This is a genomic window from Paracidovorax sp. MALMAid1276 (genome assembly GCF_049198005.1).
In the GTDB taxonomy this organism is placed as follows: Bacteria; Pseudomonadota; Gammaproteobacteria; order Burkholderiales; family Burkholderiaceae_C; genus Acidovorax.
Genome location: NZ_JBMIRS010000264.1, coordinates 34,924 through 51,295, shown reverse-complemented (window position 1 = coordinate 51,295; position 16,372 = coordinate 34,924). Strand labels below are relative to the sequence as shown.

Here is a 16,372-nt window from a genome sequence, read left to right as displayed (position 1 = left end):
AGTGAAGTGGTTCAATCTTTCCCGCTATGCGGCCAAGCTCACTGTGCTGCCAAAGTCCGATGCGCGCACGCGCACGGTATTGCGGCTGGAAATGCCGCATTCCAGGGACTGGGCAGCGCAACGGGCCATTGCCCAGGTGCTGGACCCTACGGTAGCGGAGCGCTACACCCCGGATCGCTTTCGCGAGGCGCTGGCCGATCTTGGATTCAGCGCGATGGACAGCACGCGGCTGGCCTCCGGGACTGCGGCCGATTTCAACGCCCACGGCTCCGAGTACCCAACCTTCGCTGCGGAGGCCTTGCGCGATTCAATCAAGTTGTCCGATCTGCAGCGGTTGTTCCCAGGCCTCACGGTGAACGATGTTGAAGACATGCCGCTTGAGCGTGTTCTGGTGGCGAGCGAGGATTTTCAAGGCTACGAGGAACGTTGGGAGCGACTGCGCAGAGCGATGGTGAATGATTCCATCGGTGTCTGGGTTCCCAATCAGCAGCCTTGGGGGCAAAGCGACAAACCAGTGCCACTGCGCGAGGCCCTGGAGACAGCCGGTTTGCTGGGCAAGGACCGGGATCGGACCATAGCGATTGCGCTTGCGCTCAAGGCATCGCAGCTTGGCTATCGTGATGATGCGCTCGCGGTCTACTACGTGAGCGAGGAAGCCGCCCAGGCGGATGGGCTCAAGGAGGGGCAGTACCACCGGAGCGGTTTCGCAGCCAGCGTCCCCATTGCCGTGGTGGGGCAGGGCAAGGTCGTGGCCTTGCGCGACGTGTGGGCGATGCCCGATCTGCGGCGCACCATCTCCCCGGAAAACGCGCTCTGGCTGCGCCAGGACAAGGTGCCGCAGTCGCTCGTGGTGGACTACCTCCGCGAGCGCATGGCCTATTCCACTAGCCTGAAGACGGCACTGGATCGACTGGATAGCTGGATCGCCGATCCCAAGCAGCTCAAGGACGAGTCTTCGGATTTGGTGTGGGGTCAGGTGGCTGTGTTCAACGAGGGCTATGCCCTGGTCGAACGCCATTCGTCGTTGGCCGATTCGGTCTTTGGCGAAACGGAGCTGGCCTTGGAGCGCAACGATGGTGGGAACTGGCGCCTTCGCAAGCTCAACAACATCGACAACAGTGCTTACGAGGCCCTGGCGCTGAGTGCTGAGAAGCTGGGTATTGCCTCCAAAGACAAGGTGCTTGACACCCTGTTGGGCGCCCGCCTGCTGTGGCAGAAGATGGTCAATGCGGAGATCGCTGCAGAGCGGGATGCTGCCATGGCCGCAGCCAAGGCAGTGCAGGCCAAACCTGTGCAGCAGCCATTGGTGGTCGATGCGCCCGACACGCGCAAGCATGTGGATGTGGGCGAGAAGATCGGTGGTGCGCGCAAGGACTATGCGAAGCGCGCGATGGCCCTTGACGATGTGTTGGCGATGAATGATCTTGAGATCAAGTTGCACGTCAACAAGCAGAACGTGTGGCCTCCTTTGAACTACGCGGCGATGAAAGAGGCTGGGGTGGAGCCGAAGGTCGCGATGGCATTGAAGCTGTTCAAGGACAGCATCAACACCGCTCCCGTGAAGTACAGCCCACTGAGTGATCGCGAGTGCGCCGACAATTTTGTGACCGCAGTTGGGCGGATGCGGGATTTCTTTGAAGGCGTGAAGACCGAGGCTGAATTCAGAAGCGCAGCGGTTGCTGCCGTTGAATACCTTTCGCAAGGGGAAGAGCGCCTGATCTACGGTGGCTCCCTGTGGCACCAAGTAGGAAGGGACACCTCCAAGTTCCTGCAGCGGGACTTTTTCTATGCTGCCGAGAAGAAGATCCAAAAGGCAACGCGGTCGTGGAACTCTGCTACACAGCGGATGGAGTACGCGGAGCCTTGGACAGCCCTGGTCAAGCCGACCAAAACGGCGACCGAAGAAGAGGCGGCAGAGCGCAAGCGCCGCACGGAGATCGACAAAGAGCTGCATGTCCCTCACCTTGAGCATCTGCAGCGCAACGGGGAAGACTGGCGCGATGGCCGTGACGTGACGGCTGACGAGCTGCTTGAGCGCTTCGGGTTTCGGGCTATCGAGTATGGCGAGTGGCTTCCGCAAAAGGAGCGGCAAGCAGTCATCAATACGGCGTTCGACAGCTTCGCCGATCTCGCCCTGGCGCTAAATCTCAGGCCCCAGGACTTGAGCATGGGCGGCAAACTGGCCGTTGCCTTCGGTGCTCGTGGAACTGGAGGCAGGGGGGCGGCGCTTGCTCACTATGAGCCGGGGCGTACCGTCATCAACCTCACGCGGCTCAAGGGCGGCGGTTCGCTGGCGCACGAAATGGGGCATTTTCTGGATCACCAGATCGCGGCGCTTTCTGGTGGCGGCACGTATGCCTCCGAGATGACGAGTCCTCCCTTGGATTCGATGCGCGTCCTGGCTACGCGGCTCAGTTGGCGGAATGCCACGGTCGAGGAATTGACTGAGCTGGCCTCGCGCAATGCTGCGCGCAGCAAGTCCAATGCGGAATCCTGGCTGGGCAGCGTGCCAGTGGAGCAGCGGCCCGAGGCCCTTGCTGATCTGGGGCATGCGATGGACTCCATGCGCATGGAGATAACGCGGCGCGTGGAGGCGCTGTTGCCCGATACCTTGGCCAACAACCCGTACCGTGGTGTTCTGGGTGAGGCTGGCGTGATTTCGTTCTCTGTGTTGCACAGCCTTGCTGACGAGGTGCGCGATGAAATGAGTACGAAATGGCGCGGCAAGCTGGGCAAAGATGGCTTCAAACACATGCGCGATAACTGCTGGCACATGGGCAAGGCTCTTGGGCTCGGTAGCACCCTGCAGGCCTATGCAGAGCGTGGCCTGCAGGTGCCCGAGGTGCTGCTTGGACAAAGCAGTTTGCGCAAGCAATCGGTGTTCAGCCGTGATGCAGAAAAGCTGGACAACCTTCGGTCTGCGCCCTACTGGAACACCACTCGCGAGCTATTTGCTCGCGCCTTTGCCGCTTATGTGCAGGACAAGATTGAAGAACTGGGCGGGCGCAGCGACTACCTCGTCCATGGCGCTGGCGATGGGCGAAAGGTGGCCGACATAGAGGCCAGTCCTAACCCATCGGGCGAGGATCGGGAAGCGCTGCGGGCCTGCTTTGACAACCTGCTCGATGAGTACCGCGCAACGCTTACCAACGAAGCAACACAGGACATGACACCATGAAAATGCAAGTGCAAGACTACAAGGACATGGTAGCCACGCCGGAGGCCCACTTGGAATTTCTGCGACACGCTACGCAGCTCGCCGAGGGCATAGAGGGCACGGGCCAGGATGTGGCTCGCAAGCTCAACACGGCGCTGCGCGAATCCATCGAAGTAGCTGGGCAACCCTTCACGCAGGCTCGCCATCTTGTTCAGCTCGAAAGACACAGCGATGGCTGGGACTTGGAGGCAACGAAGCCTGAAATCCTGCGCGAAGTGATCCAGTTGTCGGAAGGGTTGAAGGCTGTGGATGAAGGGTTGGACCTCCCGCATTTCACGACTGGATTCGAGTGGATGCGCGAACTGGCTGGCGGTCCTGAGATCGCACCGTCGCGTTGATCGGCACAACGGGACCAATTCTCGGCACCCGCGCGATCAAAAGCATGCCTCACTATGCCCAGCATCACGACGCTTCCCCCTTCGGGGTCTGCGCTGCAGGCCTGCAGCGCCTGGGCATGTAGACGCAGCAAGACCCGCCGACTCGGACTGCTCCGAGGTACGGCGGGCCTGCCGAGGGCCAGCAGCGGGTTACTCCAGCCCTTCCAGATTCCCCTGACTGGCTTTGGCCGCGCGCTCCGATGCGCGGCTGCTGCGTTTCTCGGTGATCGACTCCAGGGCATCGTGTGCCTCTTTCAGCGCCAGGAGCGCCGCCGCGTCCACCTCGATTTTCTGCCCCTTTGGCATCCCGCTGGCTTCCCAGCGGGCAAGCCCTTCGAGCACGCCGCCGCGCGTGCGCTTCCCGAAGAGTTCGCCAAATGCGCCCGTCACGGTTCCTGCAACCTTGGGTGGAATGCCGGCGCCGCGCACAGCTCCGCGAGTGACCTTTCCACCCTTGTTGAGCGTGCTTTGCATGTATTCGCCAGCGGCTTCGCCATGCAAGCGCACAGCTTCGATGGCCGCGTCTGCGGACACCTTGCCACTTTTGACCAGTGCATGCACGTCGCTGTTCGCCATGCCCAGCAGCAACAACTGCTCCACGCGAGCCACGGTACGGTGCATTTTTTGGGCGATCTCCTGATTGGAGTAGCCCTTGCGGTGCAGTCGCAGGTAGCCGATTGCTGTGTTCAAGGGGCGAAGCTGCAGGCCATCTGCAGAACGCAGCATCACTTCGATTCGTTCCGCATCGCTGCCCTTGAAGCTCACGCATTCGAGGTAGGGCAGGTCGTGGCCACGCTCGATGGCAAGCATTGCGCCACGTCGCCGCAGGTGGCCTTCGACAGGGCTGATGCGGCCCTCATCGTCGGTCCACACGATGAGCGGTGGCACGTAGCGCCCCGCAGCATATGCGTCTGCGAACGCCTCGATTTGAGCGATGACCTCTGGGTCGTCGTAGTCGCGCAAATTGAAGCCCTCGACTTCGATCAAAACGCGAGGATCGACTTTCCACAGGTCAGTCTTCTTCACCGCGTTGTTGTCTTTGTCGGCGGCCATTGCTTTCAGGGATTTACCGGACATTGCTGCGATCCTCCATGTGATTGTGCATGTGTGTATTATGCGCCGCAAACATGGCGTATACGCCATGGTGTGAGGCAAAAAAGCAGCTTTAATTTGTATCTAAATGTGGCGTATGCGCCATGTTCGTGGCGGAAAAGCTGCTTGAAGATGGCTCTAGGTGGGTGTTCATGGCGTATGCGCCATGGCTGTGCGTTGGGTGGCTGCTATAGTCATTTGGATACATGGAAAGGATATGGCATGGCCACAGACAAATTGCCGGGGGATACCTCCCCGTTGGAGCGATTGACACCCTCCGAATTTCGTGCCGAAGTCGTGCGCAAAGGATGGACCTTTGTGGCGATAGGTCGGCGCTGGGATATGTCAGCCAACTGGCTGCAGAAGGTGGCGGGGAACGCACAGCGGCCCAGGTACTGGGACGATGCAATTCGAGGTCTTCCCGACCGCGCGAAGGGGGAATGACGTGCGTGTGACATGGGGATACGCAGCACGGGACTTGAAAGCTGGCAACAGAGTTCCTGTGGCAAGTGATACGGCCTACACGGTGAATGGTCACGCGCTGATCTGCGGCATGACGGGCGCCGGGAAAACGTTCACGCTCAAGCGCATGGTGCGCGAGATGAGTGCCACTAGCGATAGCCGAAATCCTGTGCGGTTTCATGTGTTTGACGTTCACGGGGATATTGCCATCGAGAACGCCAGCAGCGTCATGTTTTCCGAGCAGACCGATGTGGGTATTAACCCGCTCAAGCTGAGCGCGGACCCTCACTTTGGTGGAGTGCGCAAGCGGGTTCAGGGATTCATGGCGACCATGAACAGTGTCATGCGTGAATTGGGGCCAAAGCAGCAGGCAACCCTGCGCAACGTCCTGTATGACGTGTACGAGCGTCATGGCTTTCGTCAGGACGACCCCAGCACTTGGGCCGTCAACGAAGATGAATCGCACCTGATGAGCGATGGCAGCGGAAAGCTGTACATCGACGTGCCACTCGCGGAAAAAGATTCGGCGAAGTCATTGGGCGCTCGTTGGGATGCCGGAGCGCGCTGCTGGTACATCGACGCCAGGGAGTACGACGGTGCCATCACCAGATGGCCTCCGAAGACGCTGACACGGACCTATCCCTCGATCAGCGATGTGCTGCGGACAGCTCGCTACATCATGAAGCAGAGCTTTTTGGGCAGTGGTCAGGAGGCCATCACCTGTCTGGCTGCGGCAAACAAAGCGTCTGCAGCCTATCAACGCAAGCTGCTTGAAGCCTTGCGCAAAGGTGAGCGAGGCTTTTCCGACGAGAAGATGCAGGCTGACATTGATAAGGCCAAGCAGAAGGCAATCGAAGCCTACACCGAGTATGTGAGCGCCATTTCGACTGGGCGCGAGGTCGATGACCTGCTTCGCTATGACAGCACTGATGTGTTGAAAGGGGTCGTGGATCGGCTGGAGAACATGAATGCCATCGGGGTGTTCAAACCAAAACCTCCGCCATTCGATCCAAATGCTTCGGTGTGGCGTTATGACATTCGCGCACTGGGGTTGGAAGAGCGCAAGCTGTTCGTGTTGTTCAAGTTGCAGGAGCTTTTCGCGCAGGCTGTTGAGTCGGGCGAGCAGGCGCAGCCAACCACAGTTATCGTGGTGGATGAGGCCCACATCTTCTTTGACGCGGACCCTGAAAATCCCCTCAACACGATTGCTAAAGAAGCACGTAAGTTCGGTGTCGCATTGATCTGTATCTCGCAGTCGCCAACACACTTCTCCGAGGATTTCATTGCCGCCGTGTCCACCAAAGTCATCCTCGGCATTGACGAGCTGTATTGGCGGGGTGCTGCCACCAAGCTGCGCGTGGAAGAGCAGGCGCTTGCCTGGATCAAGCTGCAGAAGTCGATGCTGGTTCAGATCAAGTCTCGCGGCGCTCCCAAGAACGATTGGCATTGGGTAGTGATACCGGAGATGGGCCATGGTTGATGTTCACAGCCTGCTCTCGACGCTGTGGGCGGCTGTGCTCGCCATGTCTCCCGTTGAGATGCTGGGTGCCGCTACGGGGATCTCCGGCGCGGTGTTGCTCGCTTGGCGTGGGCGGCTCGCCCCTTGGGCTTGGGTGTTGTGGATCGTGTCCAGCATTGCATGGATTGTTGCTGCGTACCGCCTGGGTTCTCACCCTCTGATAGCGCAGCAAACGATCTTTCTGTGTGCGAATCTTCTGGGTGTGTACCGATGGCTCATTCGCAAGGAATGCTGATGTTCGCGGAGCTGCCCGTGCTCTTTAGTGGAGGACTGTGTGATGGGGGCATTTGATCCCAGCGCAATGCATGTCACCAGACTTGCTGAGGCCGATCTGGGGGAGTCAGTGGCGGACACCACCGCGCAGATCAGCCTGATCGCCGATGGCGACGTGCGTCAGCGATGTGCAAGCGCCAAGTTGGCCGCTCAGATCGTCTCGCGGGTCTACCACGTCAGTGCGGACCTGGGCGATGGTGAGATTCTTGGGGGCATGACGAATGTGCTCAAGCGGCTTGCAGCGGTTCGCCAGACATGCCTTGCAATCGCCGGGGTGAACGAGGATCACCCAGACTACGGCGCGGCCTTTGCCATGTGCACTGCAGTGGCTCTGGAAACGGTGACCGAAGAATTCAAGTGGCGTCAGATCGGGGGGCGCACGAAAGAATTGCCGATGGCACTCTTCGGGCGCCTGATTGAGGCGGTGAGCGCCAAGCAGCCCAGGTTGTTCCCGAAATCGTCGGGGCAGTTGGACCTTGGCGCTGCGCGCAAGCTCGCCACACTGCACGCGGCCCCGGTGATGATGGGACTCGTGAACCTGTTCGACTTCTACGTGATGGACACGGAAGCGATGGCGTGCCGTCTGGTCTATGCCGTGGCGGCACAGGCGGAATTCCACGCGCTACAGGGCGTGGACGGCATGACGGAATACGGGCAGGCCTTGATGATCCAGCGCGCTTACGGGGTGAGTGTGGATGTGATGGCCCAGGTCTACAACGCATGTGCACGCAAGGCGGTCGAGAAGCTGCATGACATGCAGGAGATCGACCGCGCGTTCGCCATTGGTAACTACGAGCGCATCGGCGGCATGAACTACGAGCATGTGCTTGAAGAGCATGACCGCGTGATGCGCAAGACATACGAGGTGTGTGAGTTGATCGTCATTGCCCAGTCGGGCAGATCGGAGGGTAAAAATGTCGTTTGAGGAAAAGAACTGGGAGTCTTTGATGACCCTGGTGACGGGATTGGCTGAGCGCGAGCACGCGCAGGGCACGCAGTTTTTGTATGACAGGGCTCGCCTGTTCCCCGAGGATGTTGCGGACATGCTTCTGCCTTCGGTGATTTGCCTCGCACAGGGCGTTTCGCGCTATGTGGGCATGGGCGAATTTGGCTACGACTACAAGCTCGATCCTGAAAGCAAAGAGGCCTTTCCCCTGGTCGCTGTGCGAAACATAGACAAGCTGGCTCCATTTCATCGCGTCGGCCCGTTTGTGGTCGAGGTGTTCGATTCCTACGTGCTCGAACACCGTGCGGATGTGGCTCGTGTATTCGAGGCGGCTGCGCAGTCCATCCATCCAGATTTCACCTTGGAGCGCAACACGCGAGTGGGGCGCGAGGCGACAGCTTTCGGCAACCAACAGCAACAGGGGCCACGGGTATGAGCACTTATGGGCAACAACGGGGCGCGGCAACGCGCAAAACAGTCCAGATCGCACGCGAGCCGGTGCTGGAGAAATTGGTCATCCCTGACCTGATCGCCATGGCCGATGCGGGCAAGCGCGTTGATCGCAATGTCTTGCTGTGGATGCAGGATGCGTGGGTCCAGCAGGCTATGGTCGAAAACATGCCGCTGCTGATCGACCTCATGCGCAAAGGTCGCGAGGACGGCAGCTCGCCGGAAGAGCAGCACCGTGATCGCATTCAACTGTTGGCGAAGCTGGCGAAGGAAACCTACTCTTCCGAGAAGTCTCTGGGTCGTGGTGCTGACCTCAAGACTTATCTGGAAGCCGCCACAACCTTCTTTGAGGCCGAGTCCACCCGCTATGCGGGACACCTCAAGGACATTTCGGAAGAAATCGCCAAGGCCATTGCCAACGGTGAACGGCCTGACGTGGACCGGATCGCTCGCTCGATCTACGGTTCCACCTCGAAAATCCTGGGCGCCATGGACAGCCTGGAGCATCTGAACAAGGCCAGCGCAGACGCAGTGAAGAGGTCCATGGAGCAGGGCATGGAGCGGATAGGGATGATCGCGGCCACCAGCGGGCCGTTGGAGGTCAACCGCGTGTTGTTCCAGGCAATGGACCAGATCAGCAAGGAGCCGCAGCGCTACGTGCTGTTCACTGACCCGCAGCGCATCCAAATGCCCGACTACCAGCTCTGGGACTTCGAGCCTGAGCATCGGGCTCATTCGCTTTAACCTAAAAATTTCAATAATTGCAACGACGTTTTTTTGAACATAGTTCGAGAAAGTGCGTTAGTATTGGTGCCATAATGGCAGCGCGTCGCCATGGTGGCGCACATCGGAATGGAGTACGAGATGAGCAATCTGGAACAGTCGATCAAAGCACGCAGTCTCGCTTTCGGGAACTACATCGACCCGCAGCGCGAGCTGTTCGATGCGCCTCAGCTCTCACTGGTGCAAGTCGATTTGCCTGAATACGCGAATAGCGGCCTGGGTCGGGCGCTGTTGAGCGTGATTCGCTACGAATTCACCGATCTCGATGGCGCCTTTGGCGTCGAGGGCATGTCCGTGGGTGCAGACAGCAGCCGGGGCATGATGGTTTACAAGGACATGCAGCCCACGGTCGTGGCCGCAAGCCATGCCGAGTTGCATGCGCGCAATGCCGAGCTGGCGGAATCACTGCGCAAGGTCAATTTGCCGCCTGAGCTGATCTCCATCGGTGTCCTGCGCGCTGCAGAGTCTGCAATGTCTTTCGAGGACTTGTATCGGTTCATTGAGGTGTACCACGCACGCGCTTCGTGGATTGAATCCCATCCTGTCGAGGTGAAGTTTGCGAATCTGGAGGCCATGTCCGGTGGTTCTGGCATCCAGTGGAGCCGTGTACTGCCCAATGGGCCTTCCTTCGAGTAAGGGGTGAAGATGGCGACCAGCTTCGCTGATGCAATTCGGGGCCGTGTCTACGGCTACCTGACCGCTGCAGGGGCGGAGTTGACGCGCAACGGCATTGAGCCGCTGCGCGTTTCTTGGCTCGTGTCTGGCGTTGAGCTGGATGGAGTCAGGGCCAGCTTCTCCGATGCGGATGGGGTGATCGAGTTTGGTGTGCTGTCCCGTGTGAACGGCGTGCCGACTAATGTTCTGAATGCCACCCTGAGCCTGGACGACGATGAGGCTCAGATTTACTGCCTCTCCGAGGAGCGTGCAGACATGAATTTCACGGGGCCTGTGGGTGCGGAGCAGGCATCCGATGGGCTGTTTCTCGCCTGCGATTACTTCGCTGAGGTGACGGGGTTGGCGGCGCGTTCCTGACGGGCGTCCCAGGCCATGGCTGAGACGCTTGTCATCATTGAAGCACCCGGCAAGCGCGCCAGCTTGAAGGATGTGCTTTGGCGAGCTGGGATGCGTGGCTTCGAGGTGGAGGCCACCGCAGGCCACATTGCAGGCAACCCGGCGCGGCTGTCGCCACTGGGAATCACAAGCAGCTTTCGTGAGACAAGCTATGCGATCCGAGAGGATCGCATAGCTACGTGCGAACGCATCCGAGAGGCTGCGCAAAACACTACAGGCCGGATCGTCCTCGCCACTGATGACGACCAAGAGGGCGACGTGATCGCCAGAGACGTGTGGCGTTTGGTCATTGCCCCCGAGGACCGTTCGCGTGTGGTGCGTGTGCGGCTTCGTGCCCTGTCTCCGTCTGAGGTGCATGCTGCATTCGATGAGGCATTGCCCTTTGACCCGCTGTCGGCGGCGAAGGGCGATGCAAGGCGTGTGCTGGATCGCCTCGTTGGCGCACTCTCCAGCTCCGAGGGCGCAGTGGGTCGAGTGCAGGGATCGCTTCTCCTGGCCTTGGCTCAGCAAAAGCCCGTAGTTGGGGTTGCAACCTACACAGCCACTGCCGAGGACGGCGGCGAGCCCTGGATCGCGCAGCGGCCAGTGTTCGCTGGCGACGACACTCCTGAGCCCGCGATGCTGGACGTGCATCTGTCGGTCGGCAGTAGCGTTGAATCGACGGTAGGAGCCCGTCCCCTCAACTACGGTGAGATTGTCCTGCTGTCGAGCGTAGAGACGGGTGCCGAAGTGGCTGACGTTTCCAGGGCGATGCAGGACTTGTATGAGCGGGGGCAGATGACATACCCGCGATCAATGGCCCAGGCGATCAGCGTGGACGCCGCACGGCGTCTCGATGTGATAGCTCGCATGAACGGCGCCGCCTTCGACGCTGAGCGTTTCACCGCCGTGCGCGCCCATGGCCTGCAGGTTGAGCACGGCCATGAGGCGCCGAACCCCGCGACTTTCGAGGTGCCGTTGAATCGGGCGGCAGAACTGCTATCCCTGCCGGAGCATGTGCTTGTTCTCGTCGCTCGCAATCTGGTGGATTGTGGAGTGCGCTGCACGCTGGAGCAGCCAGCGCTGCGCGATCTGCAGCGACTGCCTGATGAGCTTGCAGGTTTGCCCTGGCACCGAAAGACGGAAGCCGGTTTGCGTCTGTACCCAGTGGTTGTGCCGGAGGCCGGATTCAAGCCTTGGACCCAGGAGCAGAGCCTGTTGCATCTAATGCACAAGAACGGCCTTGGCCGTCCTTCGACGCTGGTGGAGCATGTCAACAAATTCGCTTCGCGCGGGCTGGTAAATGAGGACTTCGAGTTGACGGCAAAGGGGCGGGATTGGAGTGCAAACGTTGGCCAACTGTTCCAGCACCGCAACCTCGCAAAAATGGTTGAGGATTACCTTGGAACGCACCGTGAACCAGCAGCCTTGATGGTTGCTGAGATGGTTGAAAAATTTGGCATCCCCGTGGTCACGGACGATGGGATGCCTTTAGTGCAGGAGCATGAATATGGACAAGAGAACGAAATATAGGCCCGCCACTTTTCTGGAGGTCGAAGACCTTTACGGTGGCCGCAAGACCGTCATGGTCGGCGCCGATGGCATCACATTCTGGGATGCCATCGACGCGGAGAAGGTCACTCCACTCGTGATCCATCCAGTATTCAAGCCGGTGGAAATTGGGCCTTTGATCGAGTTCGCGCGCAAGAACGATCTGCTGGACGCTCTCCGTGCTCTGACAAACCACATCAACGAAACCCAAGGGGGGCGCAGTGAGCGCGATCCCTTGTATGTGATGCGTGTGCTGGTTGCCTACTCGAAAGGTGCTTGCGACGGCAGTGTCGGCGCAATTCGTATCGCCGTGCTCGCGGCGAACGATGAGGAAGCCCGTGCCATCAAGGCGCAAGAGATCGTTGAGCAGTTCATCAACAAGGCCGAGCAGGACGCAGGCCAAGCGCACTGAGGGGATGGTGATGGGAAGAGTCTTGATCGTTGCCGAGAAGCCATCGGTTGCTGGTGACATAGCGAAGGCGCTGGGTGGATTCAGCAAGATCGACGGCCACTACGAGCGTGCCGACGCGATTGTGTCGAATGCACGCGGCCACCTGATCGAGATTTTCTCGAAAGAGGCGGACGAGGGTGGCAGGAGCTTGAACGACTTGCCGGTGATCCCTCAGCGGTTTGAGCTGCGTCCAACGAAGGACGCAGGCCCGCAGCTCCGGCAACTGGTCAAGCTGATGAAAGACTCATCGGTGACGGAGGTTGTGAATGCTTGCGACGCTGGGCGCGAGGGTGAGCTGATCTTTCGACTCATTTTCGATTACGCGGGTTGCCGCAAGCCCATGAGCCGTATGTGGCTGCAGTCGATGACGCACGACTCCATCCTTGAGGCCTGGAAGCACCGCAGCGACGGTGCAAAATTCCAGGGCCTTGCTGATGCTGCTTACTGCCGCAGCGAGGCCGATTGGGTCATGGGAATCAATGGCACCCGTGGCGTGACTCGCCTTCACGAGCGCCAGAATGGCGCTTACGAGCTGATGAGCGTGGGGCGGGTTCAGACGCCCACCCTGTCGCTGGTGGTGGCGCGTGAGCGCGCTATCAAGGGTTTCGTGCCCAAGGATTTCTGGGAGGTGCGCGGCACCTTTGGTGTCGCTGCTGGGAGCTACCAGGGGACTTGGTTTGATGCCAGCTCCAAGGCCGAGGCTGTTGACGAGGTGGACGACGATGATGCTGGTGCCGAACCCGAGGCCTCGACGGGTCAGCGCATCTTCGACAAGGCCAGGGCCGACGCCCTGGTGGCGAAGTGCCACGGTGTCCCGCCGAGCAGCGTGACTGAGGAATCTAAGCGCACCGAGGAAGCGCCGCAGCGCCTATTCGATCTCACCACGCTGCAACGTGAGGCGAACAAGCGCTTCAAGTTCTCCGCGAAGAAGACGTTGGACATTGCCCAGGCGCTGTACGAGACGCACAAGGTCACCACCTACCCCCGGACTGACGCGAAGGCGCTGCCGGAGGATTACGTGGCCCCTGCTGCAGCTCTGATGGGGCAGTTTGGCGGCACTGCCTATGCCGCATTGGCGCAGGCCGTCATCGACGGCGGCTGGGTGAAGCCAAACAAGCGGATTTTCGACAACAACGAGATTTCCGATCACTTTGCGATCATCCCCACGGGCACGAGGCCGAGCGGCCTGTCCGACGATGAGCAGCGCGTCTACGACCTGATCGCGCGCCGGTTCATCGCGGCCTTCTACCCGAATGCGGTGTACCAGACCACCACACGTATCACTGTGGTGGCCGACGAGCGTTTCCGCACTTCCGGGCGGGTGATGCTCGATGCAGGGTGGCGTGTGGTGTGGGGCGGGGACCGCCAAAAGGGTGATGCGCCAAGCCTGTGCGCTTACGTCCAGGGGGAGACAGTGCGCAACCAGGGTGTCGCGGCTGCTGGCAGCAAGACCAAGCCTCCATCTCGCTACAACGAAAGCACGTTGCTGGGGGCGATGGAGAAGGCCGGGAAAACACTTGCGGATTCCGAGCTGCGCGCGGCGATCCGCGAAACCGGCCTGGGCACGCCAGCGACGCGGGCGGCCATCATCGAAGGCTTGCTGAGCACTGGTAGCAGGGAGAAGCCCAAGCAGCCCTATATGACCCGTGAAGGCAAAGAGCAGTTTCTGGTTCCAACGGACAAGGGCGACGGTCTATATGAGTTCCTGACCCGCAACAACCTGTCCGCGCTCACCTCTGCCGAAATGACGGCTTCGTGGGAGCACCGGCTGCAGGACGTGCAGCACGGGCGCCTTTCCCGCCATGAATTCATGTCCGGCATTGGCAAGAGTGCGCGCGGCATGATCGACGTGCTCAAGGGCAAGGCCTCGGACATGCCTGAGCCGACTCAGCGGGTTTTCAAGACCCCATGCCCGAAGTGTGGCGGCGAGCTGCGCGGTAACCGCAAGCTCGAATGCAGTTGCGGTTTTGGGATCTGGACCACGGTGTCGGAGCGCGTGATAACGCCCGACGAGATGACCGAGCTGTTGACCAAGCGCCGAACGGGCTTGCTCAAGGGTTTCCACAGCAGCAAGACGAAGCGCAAATTCGACGCGATCCTCGTGCTCAAGGACGATTTCTCCATGGGCTTCGAGTTCGCAGATTCAGCGGAGGCCAGCGGCGCCGCTGCAGCCGCCAAGCCATTCGAGGCACCTTGTCCACGGTGCCAGGGCGAGTTGCGCCATCTGGGTGGCGACAAGCCCAGGTACTCGTGTGCAACAGGGGACTTCACGCTGTGGGCAAACATCGCTGGCCGAACGCTCTCTGAGCGTGAGGCATCGACGCTGATCCGCACGGGCTCATTGGCTCCAGTAAGTGGGTTCACGTCTGCTGCCAAGAAGAAATTCGCCGCAGGCCTGCGCCTGGACCCAACGGGCAAGGTTTCTTTCTTTTTCGAGGACAAGTGAGGATGCCATGAACGATGAAATCGACGTGACGATTGCCGAGCGCGAAGACGCGGTTCCGCAGGACTTTCTGGACGAGATCGTTGCCGAGTACCAGCGCAACGTGATCTTCGACGGCCAGCAGCTCGTGGCTGCAGGAGGTTGATGCATGGACGAAAAGAAGCCACGCCCGAACTTCACCCAGGACGTGACCAACAAGGTCATCGAACTGATGGAAACGGAGGGCATGAAGCCGTGGGAGGCGAGCTGGGATCGCGGGTTGACCAAGGCGTTCAATCCCTACACGCCGCAGAAAGGCAAGCAGGGCCGCGAGTATCGCGGCGCCAATGCCGTGAACCTGCTCATGGGCCAGCTCGCACGCGACTCGGCTGACCCGCGCTGGCTGACATTCAATCAGGCCAAGCAGGCAGGGCTTTCGATCCGCAAGGGCGCGGTATCGGAGGCGGTGATGTTCTGGCAATTCCCTGAGTCCAAGCCCAAGGATGTGGAGTGGTCTGCAGGGACAGACAAGCCTGCTGTCGAAGCTGTCTACCAGCTCAAGAGCGGCAAATATGCCGCCTATGGACGCCTCGGCTGGATGAAGGAAGCGGACACTATTGAGGCGGCGCAGAATGCGCGTGTCACGGGCAGCAGGTTCCGTGGCCACGATTCGTATCAGTGGGCTCCGGTCGATGACTTGGAGGCTACGGCCAGGGTGGAGCGGCCAAGGCCCATCTATGCCCTGGTGTTCAACGGGGCTGACGTGGTTGGCATGCCGCCCATGAAAGAGCGGCGCCCGTTCAATGCCAATGAGCATGCAGAGCGCCTGATCCAGGCAACCGGCGCTGTGATTGAGCATCGTGAGCTGACCCGTGCAGCCAAGGGCGCTTTGGTCAATAGAGCCTTCTACGATCCTGCGGGCGACGAAATCACGGTGCCGCCTCGCGGTCACTTCAAGACCCCAGGTGACTACTACCGCACTGTCATCCACGAGATCGCGCATTGGACTGGGCACGAATCCCGGCTCAATCGCGGCGTTGAGGATGCCAAGCGCGACTCGCCCGAGTATGTGTGGGAAGAACTGCGCGCCGAGATGGCGTCGGCCATGATCTGCGCCGCATTGGGCGTTGAGGGTGGTCTGCAAGACCACGCGGCCTACCTTGATGACTACATCAAGCTCTTGAAAGAGGACCGTTCTGCGATCTTCAAGGCAGCTCGCGACGCCGAGAAAATCTACAACGCAGTCTTTGACTTCGACCCGGAGCTGCGCGCAATTGTTGAAGGGCACCTTTCCGATAACGCACTTGGCGCAGCGGACCCCAATGCGAAGCGTCAACAGGGCATTGACCTCAAAAAGATCATCAAGGGTGAGCTGCCGAACTTTGCGCCGATCAAGCCCGCAGTCACGCAACAGCCTGTTGCGGAACCGACTTCCACGGCAGGGGGTGGGCATGTGGCGTGGCCGATGCCCGCTGCCGCTCCCGTTGCCACCCCACCGCCCGCAGCGCCAGAGGGCGGTGGGGTGGTGTGGCCGATGCCTGCGCCTGTTGCCCCGTCACCGGCTGCTCAAGCTGCCGATGAGGACGTGGAGATCGACTTTGGGGGCCTCCGGTTGGGCGACGAGGCGACGCAGGCAGTGAGTGCGGGCGCCGCCCAGGATCAGGGCGACGATGAGATCGCGCTGGACGGCTTCGAGCTGGATGTGGCGTTGGACGGCCAGTACAGCGACATTGAAGTTGGTGGACCAGCGCCGTAAGCGCTGCACCGTTTGGAATCAAA

The 16,372-nt window shown here is 60.3% G+C and carries 15 protein-coding genes; 14 read left to right on the top strand and 1 reads right to left on the bottom strand.

Features of this window, described 5'->3' with window-relative positions:
- The first annotated feature begins 1 nt into the window (after position 1).
- Entirely contained in the window at positions 2-3,178 is a 3,177-nt protein-coding gene (locus tag ACOQFS_RS23015) for an LPD1 domain-containing protein (RefSeq protein WP_421565112.1), read from the top strand.
- Positions 3,175-3,555, top strand: a complete 381-nt coding sequence (locus tag ACOQFS_RS23010; protein WP_421565111.1) for a hypothetical protein — start codon at positions 3,175-3,177, stop codon at positions 3,553-3,555. The genes ACOQFS_RS23015 and ACOQFS_RS23010 overlap by 4 nt, the downstream gene beginning before the upstream one ends.
- A gap of 189 nt (positions 3,556-3,744) precedes the next feature.
- On the opposite strand, the gene ACOQFS_RS23005 is transcribed toward ACOQFS_RS23010, so the two are convergent.
- On the bottom strand, positions 3,745-4,671 hold the full coding sequence (locus tag ACOQFS_RS23005) for a ParB/RepB/Spo0J family partition protein (RefSeq protein WP_421565110.1): 927 nt from the start codon (positions 4,669-4,671) through the stop codon (positions 3,745-3,747).
- A 418-nt stretch (positions 4,672-5,089) separates the two neighbouring features.
- Here ACOQFS_RS23005 and ACOQFS_RS23000 point away from each other — a divergent pair, with 418 nt between their 5' ends.
- From ACOQFS_RS23000 to ACOQFS_RS22945, 12 genes are all read left to right on the top strand, one after another.
- Positions 5,090-6,628, top strand: a complete 1,539-nt coding sequence (locus tag ACOQFS_RS23000) for an ATP-binding protein (protein ID WP_421565109.1) — start codon at positions 5,090-5,092, stop codon at positions 6,626-6,628.
- Entirely contained in the window at positions 6,621-6,902 is a 282-nt protein-coding gene (locus tag ACOQFS_RS22995; RefSeq protein ID WP_421565108.1) for a hypothetical protein, read from the top strand. The genes ACOQFS_RS23000 and ACOQFS_RS22995 overlap by 8 nt, the downstream gene beginning before the upstream one ends.
- A gap of 42 nt (positions 6,903-6,944) precedes the next feature.
- Entirely contained in the window at positions 6,945-7,865 is a 921-nt protein-coding gene (locus tag ACOQFS_RS22990; protein ID WP_421565107.1) for a hypothetical protein, read from the top strand.
- Positions 7,855-8,322: a hypothetical protein gene (locus ACOQFS_RS22985; RefSeq protein ID WP_421565106.1), complete on the top strand. Its 468-nt coding sequence runs from the start codon at positions 7,855-7,857 to the stop codon at positions 8,320-8,322. Before ACOQFS_RS22990 ends, ACOQFS_RS22985 begins: the two co-directional genes overlap by 11 nt.
- On the top strand, positions 8,319-9,080 hold the full coding sequence (locus ACOQFS_RS22980; protein ID WP_421565105.1) for a hypothetical protein: 762 nt from the start codon (positions 8,319-8,321) through the stop codon (positions 9,078-9,080). The genes ACOQFS_RS22985 and ACOQFS_RS22980 overlap by 4 nt, the downstream gene beginning before the upstream one ends.
- 120 nt (positions 9,081-9,200) lie before the next feature.
- Entirely contained in the window at positions 9,201-9,755 is a 555-nt protein-coding gene (locus ACOQFS_RS22975; RefSeq protein WP_421565104.1) for a hypothetical protein, read from the top strand.
- 9 nt (positions 9,756-9,764) lie between these two features.
- Positions 9,765-10,151 carry a hypothetical protein gene (locus tag ACOQFS_RS22970; RefSeq protein ID WP_421565103.1) on the top strand — a complete coding sequence of 129 codons (387 nt, stop codon included), beginning with the start codon at positions 9,765-9,767 and terminating at the stop codon, positions 10,149-10,151.
- 15 nt (positions 10,152-10,166) lie between these two features.
- The gene (locus tag ACOQFS_RS22965; protein ID WP_421565102.1) at positions 10,167-11,702 is read left to right on the top strand and encodes a toprim domain-containing protein; all 1,536 of its coding nucleotides are present in this window, start codon (positions 10,167-10,169) and stop codon (positions 11,700-11,702) included.
- A complete protein-coding gene (locus tag ACOQFS_RS22960; protein ID WP_421565101.1) occupies positions 11,680-12,132 on the top strand; it encodes a hypothetical protein in 453 nt (150 codons plus the stop codon). The genes ACOQFS_RS22965 and ACOQFS_RS22960 overlap by 23 nt, the downstream gene beginning before the upstream one ends.
- Before the next feature lie 22 nt (positions 12,133-12,154).
- A complete protein-coding gene (locus tag ACOQFS_RS22955; RefSeq protein WP_421565100.1) occupies positions 12,155-14,617 on the top strand; it encodes a DNA topoisomerase in 2,463 nt (820 codons plus the stop codon).
- 7 nt (positions 14,618-14,624) lie between these two features.
- The gene (locus ACOQFS_RS22950; protein WP_421565099.1) at positions 14,625-14,759 is read left to right on the top strand and encodes a hypothetical protein; all 135 of its coding nucleotides are present in this window, start codon (positions 14,625-14,627) and stop codon (positions 14,757-14,759) included.
- A 3-nt stretch (positions 14,760-14,762) separates the two neighbouring features.
- A complete protein-coding gene (locus ACOQFS_RS22945; protein WP_421565098.1) occupies positions 14,763-16,349 on the top strand; it encodes an ArdC family protein in 1,587 nt (528 codons plus the stop codon).
- The last annotated feature ends 23 nt before the right edge of the window (positions 16,350-16,372 follow it).